We start from the raw sequence: 13,490 nt of genomic DNA, 5'->3' as shown, positions 1-13,490 counted from the left end.
CGAAGGTGGGTAAGTGAACACTTCTATGTCCGATGACCGCTGCTTCTACGTGCTCAGCGGAGAGTTCGGGCGACAGTACGCCGACACCCGCGGAATCCCGTGTGGGCGCAGGTTGACGGTGTCGTCTCTGCCCGAGGCGGCCGATCTGCCGGAGGCGGAGGTCTTGGTCGGCATCCATTCCGGCAGGGATACCGCGTTGCGTGACGCCATCGACCGGGTCGGGTTCGAGCGCGGTACGGCCACGGTCGGGGTCGAACTCCTGCCAGGGAGGATCACTTGTGGTCCCGTCGTGGTTCCGGGGAGGACTGCCTGTTATGCGTGCTATCTGCGCCGCATCGAGCAGCACCGGGGTTCCCCCGGCCTCCACGACGTGGAGGCGTCGTCCCGGGGAATAGCCGAGGGGTTCGCCCCCGCCCACCTGTCCATCGTCGAGGGGATGATCGCCCTCGCGTGTGGTGAGATCCGTGACGGGCTTCGGGGCCTGGGCGGCACAGTGCGCTCCTTCAACCTCGTGACGGGTGCATTCTCCAGCTCGCAGACCGTGGCAGTGGATCGCTGCCCGAGGTGCGGCCCCCGCTTTCGCGATGACCGGAGCGACACTGTGTCCGCTCTCAGAGAACTGCCCTGAGGAGGGTCCTGATGTCCAAAGAGGTGAGAGCGGAGACGGTGGGCCGGGCGGCCCGGGGCGGAGACCTCCAACTCACCGTGCCCCTACAGCCGTCCGTGCGGCGGGGGGTGCGGTTCCGAGGGGTCGGTGACGCGGTGGTCCTGGACGGATCGGACCAGCCGCAGGCCTTCAATGGTGCCTTTGCCCGGGAGACGCTGATCCCGCTCACCGACCTCTGCGACGGAACCCGCGGCCACCGTGAGCTGGCGAACAGGCTCGGCCTGGAGCAGGAAACGGTGTACAAGGCGCTCGCGCTGCTCTGGGCCGCCGGGGGAGTGGAGGAGAGCCCGGGTGAGACCGGTCGGCCGGTGAGCCCGGAGCTGTCGACCCTGCTGTCCCGCCTCGGTAATTCCACAGGCGCGAACCGTTCCTGGACCGAATGCGTCGACCGCCTCGGGCACCGCACCGTCCGCCTGGAGGGGCATGGCCTCTCGGTGGCGGCGGCTGGCCGCGCCTTCGGGGAGGTCTGCACGGTTGTGGAGGGCCCACCGGGAGACGGTCGGTCCGCAGTCGAAGGGGAACTGGCCGTCTTCTTCGAGACCGGAGCCACCCGACTCGCCTTGGGCGAGTCGGCGGACCGGTGCTGGAGGGAGGGGGTCCCCCTGCTGCGGGTCCGGGTGGGCTCGGGCGCGGTGACCCTCGGCCCGTACGTCGATCCGGCTCTGACTCCGTGCGTCGAGTGCGGCACGTGCGATGAGACCGACCATGGCGGCGAACCGTCCGAACACGTGGTGGAGCTCGCCGCCGGGGTCACAGCGCACCACGTTATGGCCCTGTTCACCCGGGCGACCATGACCCACCTGCCGCTCGATGCGAGCCGGATCGAGGTGACCGATCTGTCGACCTCGTACACCTCCGCCGTGAGCCGACCCGGGTGTCGCACGTGCTCCCACAGCAAGGGGCCCATCGCCGATACTGTGCCCGACAGCGCGGTCTACGAAGCCTCCGTGGCCATGCCGCCGCGCGCGTTCCTGGACCCGAAGGGCCACCTCGGCCATTACCAGACCGGGAACATCCGGATCACCGCTGAGTTCCGGTCATGGCCGAGCTCACCCAAAGTCGACCTGCCCGAACCCGATCTCTCCCGCCTGGTCGGCCGCCCGGAAGCACCTGGACACGACCGCACCGTGACTCTGGAGGACCTGAGCCTGGTGCTCAAAGTCGCCTTCGGGGTTCGGGAACTGCCCACCGCCGAGGGCGGAAGGGTGCGGCGCTGGACCGCGGCCGCAGGCAACATCGGCTGTACCACCGCCTACGTTCTCTGCCGCGACGACAGCGTGCTGCCCGCCGGTGTCTACGCCTACGTGGAACGTGACCACGTTCTCGCTCGACTACCGGGCGAGATCCCTCCGGGCGAGGACCAGATCGAGCTGGTGATCGTCGGCGACCTGGCCAAGGTGATGCGCAAGTACGGCACCTTCGGTCTGCGGCTGACGATGCTCGACGCCGGCTGCGAACTTACGAGCGCGCGTGATGTGGCCGAAGCCCTGGGCCTGTTCGTACGCCCCGTGGCCGACTGGGACGACGGTGACCTGGCCCGAGCTCTGGGCACGTCCCGGAACACCGAACCCGTCGTCGCCGCCGCCGTTCTGGAGGCCCCCCGTGAGATCTGACCAACGGCCCCTGCGCTCCGTCTTGGACGGGTTCGAGTCCAGGAAGCCCACATCCGACGGCCGGGCGGCGCTGCGGGTGCCCGAGCCCTTCGAGGGAGCGGAGCCCGTCGACATCGACCTCTCGGTACACGACCTCGAGTCGAGGCGTGACCTGTTCGCGACGCTTACCGCGCGGCGGTCCATGCTCCGGTACTCGCGGGCCCCTGTCCGCACCGAGCTCGTGATCGGACTGCTCCAGGAGGCACTGGCCCGGGACACCAGCACCTGGTCGCTCGATGAGGAGGCCGGGCCGCTCGAGGGGTTCGTCTTCGCCCTGCGCAGCGAGGGCCTCCCCACGGGCGTGTACCGGGTCACCGCAAGCGGCTGTTCACGGGTGGCGCCGGTGGAGGTCATCGGTGAACCGGAGGAACTGGGGGTTCAGCGCGAGTTCGTCACCGGAGGCGGAGTCATCAGTGTCTTCGGAGACCTCGACCGGGCGGACTCGTGGGCGGGCTCCCACGGCTACCGGATCTGCCTGGTCCGGGCCGCCATGGTCGCCTACGACTTCCACATGCGACTCCAGTCCACCGGCCTGGTCGGAACGATCTTCGGTGGCTTCATAGCCGCGTCCGTACGCGATACGGCCAAGAGTGACGGGGTGACCCGCCAACCGCTCCTGTCCAGCACGTACGCGCATCCCATCGGCCTGTGAGGGGACCTGACACCGGCGGGCCTCCCGGGCCTGGCCGGGGCACGCACGCCTCACCGCGGACATACCCACCGACACAGGGAGAGTTCACATCTTGAGCCAGAGCACTGAGGACACCGGCCACCGGGGGTTCGTCCTGGCGCGTTCCGACGTGGAGGTCGCCGGGACGGACGAAGGTGCGTGGATCGGCATCTCCGACTCCTCGTTCACGGTGCGGGGGAACGGAGCCCATCGCCTCATTCGCGACCTGGTCGCCGGATGCGACGGCAGGGCCACGGTCCAGGACGTCCTGGACCGTGGCCCGGAGCAGGTACGCCCGGTGGCGGACACACTGCTCAAGGCGTTGGTCCGGCGCCGCTACGTGGTCCTGCTCGACCAGCCGTTGGGTGGAGCCGGGGCCGGGTCGGCGCCTGATCCCCTGATCAGGCAGTTCGCGCACTGGACCGAGGACTCCTCCGCGGCGGTGGCACGACTGTCCGGAAAGAGCCTCCGGCTGGTCGGAGAGCCCGGGTGGTTGGAACGGGTGCGCTCGGAGCTCGACGGCCTGGTGCCCCCCGGTCTCCGAGTGGAGGACCTTCCGGTCACCCCCGGTCGAACGCGCGCCCCTCTCCTAGACACGTATCCGGGAGAACCGGCGTCCGCGTCGTGGCAGGCGGGCGATGTCGTCGCGCTTCAAGCCGACGCGTTCTCCGCCGACGAACTGGCCCGGGAACAGAAGAGCCTGTGGAACCACGGGGCGCCGCACTGCGTGGCCGGGCGGATAGGTTCCCGGTACTGGCTGCTCTGGTCGCGCGACGGTGGGACCGGCTGCTGGCGGTGTCTTCGAAGCCTGGCCCTGGCGGCCGAGGTGGCGGCCCCGGACACCGGTGTCGGAGCGCTCACGGACGTAGCCGGCCATGTGAGTGTGGCGAACCTGGTCCGGTCTCTGCTCGCCCGCGCTGCAGGGATCGACGACGCATTCGGGACCGCTGACGCGCTCTCGGCGGACGTACACGAACTGTCGGTGCGCACGCACACGGTCGTGCGGCGGCCCGGTTGTGCCTGTCGCTGCACGGAGTCACGGAAACCAAGACACGGCTCCGGCCCTGCCGAGGCGGTCATTCGCCGGAACTTCTATGCCTCCGACGACTCCGACCGCTCCGACGAGCACCACGCGGAGATCATGGGCACCCTCGCCTCTTGGACGGACGAACGCGTCGGCCCGTTCCTGGAAATCGATCGCGACACCCTCCCACAGGTTCCGTTGGGCGCCGCCTACGCGCGGGCCCTGAACCTTGTTGACGAACACGGGGGGATCGCAGCCACGGTTCGCACGCTCTCCTCCCGAGAGGCCTACTACCAGGCGGCACTCAACGTGCTCGAAGTCACCTCGAGGCACGGTGCCGGGGAGACCGACCCGGCGCGGTACACGGGCGCGGGCTGGACACATGGCGAGGCCACCTACCGCGCACTTCTGCGCTCCCTGCCCGGCGCTCCCTCCGACCCGCGGACCATGGCTCCGCTCGACCTGGACGACTCGAGTGACGGTGAGTGCGCCCGGATGGCCCGGTACCTGGAACGGCGCCTCGGGAACCGGGGTATCGGCGGCACCTGGCTGGGCGAACACCTCGGAAACGGGCTCTGCCACGCGGCCCTGATCGCAGAGGGCGGGCCCGCCGTCAGCGGTTACGGAGCCTGCTACGGCGAGGCTGTGGCGATGGCTCTGCTGCGCACGGTCAACGACGGGGTCCTCGTACACGTCAACCCCCACCACACCACCTGGGGCGACTTCTGGACACAGGTCACGGCGCCCGTGGGTCTCGAGGACGTGTCCCTGCCGTTCGCCCAAGGCCCGGCCCGGATCGTCGGGTTCGTGCCAGAGTCCGGAGCCCGCCGACCCTACGATCTCGCGGAGGTGTCCGTCCCGTGACCGACCTGTTCGTCGACGCACTCCTGAGACAGCTCACGGCGGACGGCGGCCTGAGCCGCGTTCGCGAGGTGAGCCACGGCCCGCTGACGGACCCCACGAGCCACCGGCCGAAGGGGGCCTCGCTCTCTCTGGAGACGTGCGTCGGAGTCCTGCACTGGCGGGGACGCGTCCACCTGCTCAAGTACGATCTCTCCGGCACCGGCGGGTGCCCGTACTGCCTCGCGGGCTTCACTACCTGGCAGCAGGTGTCGGGATTCGTCCCTGAGGAGCACGACGTCACGGAAGGGGGCCGCGCCGCCGGTCAGGGTGGCGACCCGTTCTGGGAGCTGCTCTCCTCGAGCCTTCGCGCGCTGGTGCTCCGGCTCGCGGGCGCGCTGATGGACGAGGAACACCCGCCGGGGACCCTTCTCGTGCTCGACACCGTAACCTGTGCGACGCAACGCCGGACGGTGCCGCCGCGGACGGCCTGCCCCCGCTGCGACACGGAGGAGACCACGACCCGGGTACGGTTCGATTCCCCTCCGGAAACCCTGGTCAAGGCCGAAGGCGAGCTGCGCGGACCTAGGAAGCCCGCGCCATCGCTGGCGACCGACTACGTGGGCCCCCAGTCGTTGTTCAGGGAACCGCTCATCGATGTCGACTCCCCCGCCGCCAACGCTCAGTTGACCATTCCGCTGTTGAACGGGGAGCGGGAACTGACGGCCGGCCGATCGAGGTCCTTCGGCCGGAGCAGGGTGACCGCAATCCTCGAGGGCCTGGAACGCTACGCCGGGTTCCACCACCGCGCGTCCTCCGGGAAGATCCGTGCGTCCCTGCGCCAGCTCGGTGATCTCGCCATCGACCCTCGGGATCTGGGCCACCACTCCAAGGAGCAGTACGACCTGGAAGGGTTTCCCTTCGCGCCACTCGGGGACGAGGAGGAGGTGGACTGGGTGGAGGTGTCCCCGCCGGGCGCTGACGCCCCCTGCCGCTACCTTCCGGAGAACGTCCTCTATTGGGCACGGAGGGGTACCCGGTACAAGTCCTTCTTCGCGGACACGTCGAACGGCTTCGCGCTCGGACAGACACCGGAGGAAGCCGCACTGCACGCGGCCCTCGAGGTCGTGGAGCGGGACGCGTTCATGCTCACCTGGTACCGTCGGCTGCTGTTGCCCGAGATCGTTCTGGGAAGGCAGGACCGTGACTTGGCTGACCTGGTCGACCGGATCGAGGTCTTCACCGGGTTCCGGGTCCGGCTGTTCTGGGCCGCGGTCGATACGGGTATCCCCGTGGTGATCGCGCTGGCCGCTCGCGACGCCGATTCGGGTCCGTGCAGGTTCTTGTCGGCCGGGGCCAGTCTGTTCCCCGCAGCAGCGGCGGAGTCGGCGCTCGTCGAACTCGCGGGGCTGGTAGCCGCCATGTGCGTCGATTTCGAGGACAGGACCGAACGGGCGCACGCGATGTCACTCGATTTTGACCAGGTGCGTGGGCTGGACGACCATTCTCTGGTCGCGGCCCTCCCCTCCTCCAGAGGGTGGTTCGACTTCCTGACCAGGGCCGATCGTCCGATCGTCCGCATGGCGGAGCTGTTGAAGGAGAACCCGGGGCACGCGACGGTCCGCGCGGACCTCGACTACGTGGCCGAACGTATCGGGGGCGCGGGGGCGTCGGTGTACTTCGCCGACGTCACCACCAGGGAACTGCGATGGCGCGATCTCGTGTGCGTCCGGGCCATCACCCCTGGTCTCCTGCCGATTACGTTCGGACACCCCTTTCGGAGGATGGAGGGTCTACCGCGTCTGTACGCCGACGCACTCCCGCATCGATCGCTGCTCCAACCGGGGGAGTCGCCGCGGGACGTCCCGCCGCATCCCTTTGCCTGAGGTCCGGCGCAGGGGTTCTGGTGACCGGGTCGCCGCCCCGGGCTCCGGCCCGGGGTCCCGGGCGAGTGGGAGACCCGGCCGGAGCGCGCCGTTTTGGTTCGACGGTCGGTCGGATCATCGCCTGAGGGAGATGTTCCTTTCCACCCGCTGGTGGAGGGTGACCCCGACCGAGACCGAGACGTTGAGCGACTCGGTCGAACTGATCATCGGGATGGAGACGGTGGTCGAGGCGAGCTCGCGGAGCCGCTCCGAAGGGCCGCCCTTCTCGCTCCCGAAGAGCAGGGTCATCTTCCGGTCGATGTTGCCGATCTCCTTCAAGGGGGTCTCACCATGGGAGTCCAGGACCGCCAGTTCGACGCCGCTGTCCCGGATGAAGGAGGCGGCACTCTCGCGGTCGGTTAGAACGATGGGGAGGGAGAAGACGTAACCGCGGCTGGCTCGGAGGAGGCGCCGGTCGGCGATGCTGGTCAGATCACTGTCGATGAGGACGATCCCGGCCGCGCCGAGCCCGAGCGAGGTTCGCACGATCGCGCCGATATTCCCGACGATCTTCACGCCGTCGAGAACGATGATGTCCCCCGGGCGATTCTCGATGTCGTGGAACTTCGCGGGACGAGGAACGCGCGCGAGGCCGAATGCCTTGGCCTTTCTCTCTCCCTTGAAGATCTTGTTGACGACGGTGTAGTCGACGAGTCTGATCGGGATTCGATTCTTCTCGCAGAGATCGGCGATCTTGGGATCCACCGGAGTGGCGTCACTGAAATAGATTTCAATGAACTCGACGCCGGCATTGATGGACTGAACGAGGGGCTCGGGGTCCTCGATCAACGTGGTCTTGATATTGGACCTGGATGGCTTGGTGACGTCGATAATCCTCCGGATTGCCGGATCGGAAGGATTATCAATTGTTTCAAATTCGGCCATGGCGAAACCCTAGCAGATCACTTCGAACACCGAGATGGGATCGGTCGCCCGGGGTGGTACCTCAGGTGGCGGGGGACAGGAGTTCGGAGAAGACGCGCTCGACATGGTGTTCGCCGATGTTCACCTGTCGTAGCCCTTGACCCCAGTCCCGCCAGGTGGAGTCGGTCAGTGTCCGGGCATTGAGCCCGGTAGAGGGGGATGGTGTGAGGCGGGAGGTCATACCGAGCAGTGTGCCCGTGAGCCCGGAAGGGGACGTCTTCGCTGAGTGCGCGGTCGGGGAGAGCTCCGCCTCCATTCGGCTCAGTCCTTCCCTACCGGGGATTTCGCCGTCGCGGACGAGCTCGAGCCACACCGGCATCAGCGTCGCGAGGGACTGCTGTTTCGTCAGATCGAAGTTGTTCAGTTCGTTGACCAGGTACCACAGCCAGTAGGAGAACTGGCTCCGGCCGAGCTGATGCAGGGTGAGGACGCTCGTCACCGTGATCATCGCGAGGTCGAACCTGGCCTGTTCGTCGCCGGGGTCGGTCAACAGCCGGTTCACGACCTCGGTCAGGGCCCGGACCTGCGCGACGGCGAGGGAGTCGGCCACCCTGACCGGGCTCTCCGATGAGACCACCGGGACGACGAGCCGCGCCATGGTTTCGAGAGCGCCGCCCACCAGCACCTCCTCGGGCATCCCTCGGAAGAACGGGGCATGGATGATGGCGGACTGCGGATACATCCCCCAATGGAAGACCAGGCGTCTCTTGCCAGCGAAGTCCACGACCGACTTTCCGTTGACTTCGCTCCCGGTTCCCATGGTCGTGGGGACGGCGATCATCGGCAGGTGCGGAGGCGACCACGAAGTGTTGAACACGAGCCCACTTGAAGGCTCCTGGTCGAATGTCGAAGGATAGGCCATGCAATGGGCGACCGCCTTGGCGAAGTCGATGGTCGAACCTCCGCCCGTGACGACCACGCTCGCGATGCCCCGGCGGAGCCATTCCTCGGCGGTGTTCCGAACCTCCTCCGATGAAGGGGTGCGGGCCTTTCTGAAGAAACACAGTTTTTCCGGAATCTGCGTGTGGAGGTCGCTCAAAACCGCGTCGGAGTGTACCGGGGTGGGGTCGGAAACGAAGAGCGTCGGTTGAGGGAGAGGCATCAACTCCTCCTTCAGCTGCGTCAGAAAATCGCTCCCGCTTCGGAGTCGTGTCCCCGCCATCCAGTGAATGTCCGCCTGCATGAAAATATCCTTGATCTTCTTCGTGTTCTCTATGGCCGGACGGGAAATTGCCACTTCTTGACCTGGAGGAATGAACCGTCGCCAGGTTATCTCCGATCGGGCCTGTGAAGAGGCGTCGGGGAGGGAGGTCAGGCCTCCGATGGCAGATCCCGAATACTATCTCCTGTCGTCTTTGTATCGCGATACCGTCCCCGCTTCGCGGGCGTGACCGGTTCCGGTCAATTAGGTAAATCCGAATCCTTTGGTCAGATTTCATGTTCGCTACTGTCGCAGGTCCTTGACCTGCGAATAAGTCAGCCGTCCGAGGCTGGTGTCGGACGGTTGGACGGCAGAGTAGAACCTTTTCTTCTCCGGGGCCCTGTGTTACCGTTCAAAACGCAGCCGGAGGGCTGTTGATTGCAAAGATGAGAAGGGCTTTGATATATGAATCATGAAATCGACCTGAGTGCCATCGAGATCTCTGACCTGGTTCACGAGGTGGAGCAGGGGGAGGACACGTTCTCGCAGGTCATGGCGGCATCCTGCGTGGGAACCGCCTGCACCTGCAGCTCCACATCCTCCTCCACCTGACGAGTGGTTCGATGCCTCTCCTGGTGGGTTTTGGTCGGTTCAAGTAATAAGTGAATCGGCCTGGTGGCATGGGGTTCCGCTTTTCTTTTAAAGGGAAAGCGGAGCCCTCCCTTCCATGTGCTGACCGAGCGGTTTCTGACGGGGTGTTCGATGAGTGTAAATGTGAGCCCGTACGTTCTCTTTCGGAGGAATAGGATTCCTGTTTCGGAGGTCGCTTGCATCAATTTTGGCGATTCCTGGTCGGGGATCGATGGAGCGAACATCCTGCGTGCGGAAGCGGAGAAGTTCGCGGACTCCCTCTCCTCTCTCCTGGCAGGAATCGTGCCGGAGACGGAGAAACCGGTACGATCGAAGATCGTGCAGTTGAGAAGGGACGTGCACAACGGTCGGCATGAGCGCGTGGTGTCGAGGGCCTCGGAACTCCGCCCTTACCTGGGAGAACGGATCTTCGGGGAAATCCAGGACTGGGTCGAGGCCAGTGAGGGCGCGTACCACCGTGAGAAGGAGGCCCGGGAGGCCTTCGCTCGGGAACAGGAGGAGGCCAGGGCGGCCTTCACCTCGTTGTTCGGGTACGAGGCGATCGGCAAGAGCATCCAGCTCTCGGGCGGGCAGCTTTACCAGAGCCTGCTCAACTATGTCGAACAGGGACCCGGCGCCTTCAAACCGAGCAAGGTCCGCAACTTCGAGTCGACACTGGTCAACTACGTCTACCGGGCGAGCCTGAAGCCCTCCCCCTTCGGCTGGTTCACGGAGGTCGGGGCGTTCCCGGCCGACCTCGGCCAAGGGAACCGGGCAGACGGCGAGGACGAGGGCACCGGCTCCCCGGTCGGACCGGCGGCCGCGGCCACCGTCGCGGACGGGGACGCGTCGGTCGCCAAGCTGAACGTCTTCCTCATGAACTGGATCGTGGGAGCTCTGACGGGGGTGCCGGGAGGCTGGGGGGTCGGCGTCTTCCTCCTGAACCCCACGGTCAGAGTCGACGGGGAGCAGATCGAGTTCAGCGGTACCTCCAACGAGTCCTTCCTCCAAGGGCGCATCCACGGCGAGATGGTGCGGATCAAACGCGACCGCGTCGTCGAGTGCCTACTGGAACTGCTCTCGGGCGGGCCCCGGGCCGCAGCCGATGTGGCCGGCGCTCTGGCCGACGCCACGGGAGACGAAGGCTACGCGCGGCGTATTCTGACGGCCTTGATGCGGGTCGGGCTGGTGTTCTTCCGGGTGGATATCGACGACCAGGACGCGGAGTACTCGCGCAAGTTCGAGGAACTCCTCCGCGAGGGGGGAACTCCTCAGCTCGCCCGATTGGCGGACGAGTTCTCCGCCCTGCGCGAGGTCGAGGCGGGGCTCCCCGGCGCGACCATCCCCGAGCGCGAGGCCCTCCTGCTCTCGGCGCAGCGGTCGGTTTCCGCCATCGCGGAGGCCTGCGGCACGACCCTCCCACCGGAGGTGATGATGCGGTCACCCGTCTACGAGGATGTGCCGACCCGGACGCGCCCGCGGACATGGAGTCCCGAGACCGTCACCGGGGGGCTCGACGCGTTGGAGGGCCTGTGGCGCTTCTCCTCCCTCTTGGAGCAGGGGCAGACGAAGCGGCTGGCGCTGTACGCCTTCGCCGTCCAGAGCTTCGGAGACCGTGAAGACATCCCCTTCCTCGACTACTTCGCCGCCTTCGCGAGGTTGCCGAACCAGGAGCAGTGGGCTCTGCTCGCCGGGCGGGGCGGTGACTTGACGGACCTCTTCCTCGAGCAACGCGACGCGGCCCTCCGCGAGATCCGAAGGAAGACGGTCCTCGAGGGCGACGTCCTGCGTCTGGACCCATCCGAACTGTTGGCGGCGTGTGCGTCCGTCGAGGACCTCCGGGACCCCGCCTCCATCACCTTCCGCCTTCAGTTCTCCAGCGACGGGGGGACCCGGAGCCGCAGACAGCCGGTGGTGAACGGGGTCTTCACCGGTTTCGGTGCCTTCTACTCGAGGTTCAGCGACTTCGTCCCGGGCACGAACGACGACTGGTCACTGCGCTCATCCCTGCGTCGGCACATCGGTCGGACTTTTCCGGACCAGACCGACCTACACGCCGTCCTCGGGTTCAACTTCAACCTGCACCCGCCGCTGACCGACCGGTCTGTGCTCTACCCGGGGAGCGTCGCGAGCGGCGGTTCCCAAGAGTTCCTCGGCCTCGACGGACTGCGGCTGCGGGTCGACCACGAGAGCAGGTCGCTGCTGCTCTGGGACCCCCTACAGGACCGTCGCGTCGACCTGCTGCCGATGAACTTCCTGCTCCCCGTCAACGCGCCCCTGCTGTACCAGGTGCTCGACGCGCTCAGCCCCACGGTCTTCTCGACCTGGCAGCCGGTGAACGACATGCGCAATTGCGGGTACTTCGAGTCCCTACCCGAGTCCTTCCACCGCCTAGAGGTCGGGGACGTGGTCGCCGACCGTAGGACATGGACGGTTCCAGCGGAAGACGTCCCCGGCCTGGAGGACCTGAGCCGGGACTCCTATGAGGCCCTCCTGCGCTTCGACGAGTGGCGCCGTGCACGGGGCCTGCCCCGGCACGCTTTCGTCATGTGCCGGACACTCGACGAGTTCAACACGCTCACCGGCCGGATGACGGACATGTCGAAGGTCTGGGGCGAACTGGCGAACCTGAACCGGGCGAGCGTGCACAAGCCTATGTACGTGGACTTCCGCAACCCCTACCTGGTTCGCAGCTTCGCGAGGTCGGCGACGTCGCGGTCGGGCGTCTTCGTCTCGGTCACCGAGTGCCTGCCGGCCGTGGAGGACTACGCCGATGACCCCGACATCACCGCCACAGAGGAGTTCTTCGTTGAGCTTTACCGAGACCGGGACTGAGACCGCGGAGAGGGCTGAGTGGTTCGCGGTCCACGTGTACCTGCCCTACTCACTGCAGACCGCCTTCCTATGTGAAGACGTGGCGCCTCTGGTCGGGGACCTGGGGGCACGCGGTCGCTTCTTCTTCCTGCGCTACTGGAAGGGCGGGCCGCACCTGCGGCTCCGGTTCGACGGTCGCCACACGCAGGTCGGTCCTGAGGAGGTCGTCGAGCGTCTGGAGTCGCTGGTCCCCCACGGGGACCAGGAGGCCAGGGGCCAGTACGACCTCCAGGCCGCTTCCCAGGCCGGACTTGCTCGTATGGAGAACGAGGAGGTCATGGCGGCCAGGCCCTTCGGTGCCGTGGAGCGCTTCGACTACCTCCCCGAGTACGACAAGTACGGCGGGCCACAGGGGATCGAGATCGCCGAGACCGTGTTCTGTGACACCTCGGGGGCGGTCTTGGACCTCCTGGCGGCCACCAGGAGGTCGACCACGATGCCCGTCGGCGAGGCAGTGCGGGCCATGGCCATGTCCCTGCGCGGCGTGGGCTTGAGCGCGGAGGAGAGTGTCCCCTTGCTGCGCGGCTACGAACAGCGGTGGAGCGCCTTCCTGCCGGAGAGCTCCGATGCCGGTTGGAACTCCATGTACGACAAGGCGAGGGACGGTCTGGTGAACATGTGCAGAAAGATCTGGGGCCCGACCGAGGGCGACGCCTTCTCCGATGCCTACGCGACCGCGACCGCGAGGGCCCGGGCGCTGTTCGGGGAGGGGCCCGACCAGAGGTTGACCGACATCAGGATGCCGGGAACCTCCTACATGGAGTGCGTGGCGCAGTACCTCCACACGACCAACAACCGCCTGGGGCTGGTCCCCGCAGGTGAGGCGCTCGCGGCCCATCTCATGCACTGTGCCCTCCGGGAGCTGTGAGCCCGTCGCCGTGCGAAGTGCGCGGGATCTCGCCCCGAACCTGGGGCGAAACGAGTCGGAGAGCACGTAGACTGAGGGAGACCCACGGCTACGTGAGGACCGGTTCCGTTTGTTCTCGCCATGTCGCACACCGTTTTGACCGCCTGGTCTGGTAGCGGTAGCCTGTGTGATTGTGCCCGTGAGTCGACGGGTCACGCGTGTGTGTGCAGCGCCCCAGTCCTCTACAGGACGGACACAAGGCGCGCGACGCATGTGAACCCCCTCCTGTGAATCGG

The 13,490-nt window shown here is 66.8% G+C and carries 10 protein-coding genes; 8 read left to right on the top strand and 2 right to left on the bottom strand.

Going from position 1 to position 13,490, the window contains the following annotated elements; all coding sequences use genetic code 11:
• Positions 1–13: 13 nt before the first annotated feature.
• The 5 genes from D451_RS0121255 to D451_RS0121235 all read left to right on the top strand — a co-directional run bounded on the left by D451_RS0121255 (position 14) and on the right by D451_RS0121235 (position 6,739).
• On the top strand, positions 14–628 hold the full coding sequence (locus tag D451_RS0121255) for a TOMM precursor leader peptide-binding protein (RefSeq protein WP_014912030.1): 615 nt from the start codon (positions 14–16) through the stop codon (positions 626–628).
• Positions 629–639: 11 nt separating this feature from the next.
• Positions 640–2,280, top strand: a complete 1,641-nt coding sequence (locus D451_RS0121250) for a nitroreductase family protein (RefSeq protein ID WP_017535898.1) — start codon at positions 640–642, stop codon at positions 2,278–2,280.
• Complete coding sequence (locus D451_RS0121245) at positions 2,270–2,971, top strand: tpaF (protein ID WP_014913151.1); 702 nt, start codon at positions 2,270–2,272, stop codon at positions 2,969–2,971. The genes D451_RS0121250 and D451_RS0121245 overlap by 11 nt, the downstream gene beginning before the upstream one ends.
• 91 nt (positions 2,972–3,062) lie before the next feature.
• Complete coding sequence (locus D451_RS0121240; RefSeq protein WP_017535896.1) at positions 3,063–4,877, top strand: hypothetical protein; 1,815 nt, start codon at positions 3,063–3,065, stop codon at positions 4,875–4,877.
• Positions 4,874–6,739, top strand: coding sequence for a YcaO-like family protein (locus tag D451_RS0121235; RefSeq protein WP_017535895.1), 1,866 nt, complete (start codon positions 4,874–4,876; stop codon positions 6,737–6,739). The genes D451_RS0121240 and D451_RS0121235 overlap by 4 nt, the downstream gene beginning before the upstream one ends.
• 114 nt (positions 6,740–6,853) lie before the next feature.
• Here the strand turns inward: D451_RS0121235 and nshR are convergent, their stop codons facing one another.
• Both nshR and D451_RS0121225 read right to left on the bottom strand, forming a co-directional pair.
• On the bottom strand, positions 6,854–7,663 hold the full coding sequence (gene nshR, locus D451_RS0121230) for an NshR/TsnR family 23S rRNA methyltransferase (RefSeq protein ID WP_014908930.1): 810 nt from the start codon (positions 7,661–7,663) through the stop codon (positions 6,854–6,856).
• A gap of 61 nt (positions 7,664–7,724) precedes the next feature.
• A complete protein-coding gene (locus D451_RS0121225; RefSeq protein ID WP_020379970.1) occupies positions 7,725–8,939 on the bottom strand; it encodes an iron-containing alcohol dehydrogenase in 1,215 nt (404 codons plus the stop codon).
• A 369-nt stretch (positions 8,940–9,308) separates the two neighbouring features.
• Between D451_RS0121225 and D451_RS27460 the strand changes: the two genes are divergently transcribed.
• The 3 genes from D451_RS27460 to D451_RS0121210 all read left to right on the top strand — a co-directional run bounded on the left by D451_RS27460 (position 9,309) and on the right by D451_RS0121210 (position 13,215).
• Positions 9,309–9,455: a thiocillin/thiostrepton family thiazolyl peptide gene (locus D451_RS27460; RefSeq protein ID WP_017535892.1), complete on the top strand. Its 147-nt coding sequence runs from the start codon at positions 9,309–9,311 to the stop codon at positions 9,453–9,455.
• 357 nt (positions 9,456–9,812) lie between these two features.
• Complete coding sequence (locus D451_RS0121215; protein ID WP_161628228.1) at positions 9,813–12,308, top strand: lantibiotic dehydratase; 2,496 nt, start codon at positions 9,813–9,815, stop codon at positions 12,306–12,308.
• Entirely contained in the window at positions 12,283–13,215 is a 933-nt protein-coding gene (locus D451_RS0121210) for a lantibiotic dehydratase C-terminal domain-containing protein (RefSeq protein WP_017535890.1), read from the top strand. The genes D451_RS0121215 and D451_RS0121210 overlap by 26 nt, the downstream gene beginning before the upstream one ends.
• Positions 13,216–13,490 lie beyond the last annotated feature (275 nt).

It is taken from the genome of Nocardiopsis alba DSM 43377 (assembly GCF_000341225.1).
In the GTDB taxonomy this organism is placed as follows: domain Bacteria; phylum Actinomycetota; class Actinomycetes; order Streptosporangiales; family Streptosporangiaceae; genus Nocardiopsis; species Nocardiopsis alba.
The sequence above is the reverse complement of the archived record's forward strand: the minus strand, read 5'-3'. Positions and strand labels throughout refer to the sequence as shown.

Coding starts and splice junctions, on each gene's coding strand:
- D451_RS27460 (WP_017535892.1), top strand. CDS start 9,309: ATGAATCATGAAATCGACCTGAGTGCCATCGAGATCTCTGACCTGGTT.
- nshR (WP_014908930.1), bottom strand. CDS start 7,663: ATGGCCGAATTTGAAACAATTGATAATCCTTCCGATCCGGCAATCCGG.
- D451_RS0121250 (WP_017535898.1), top strand. CDS start 640: ATGTCCAAAGAGGTGAGAGCGGAGACGGTGGGCCGGGCGGCCCGGGGC.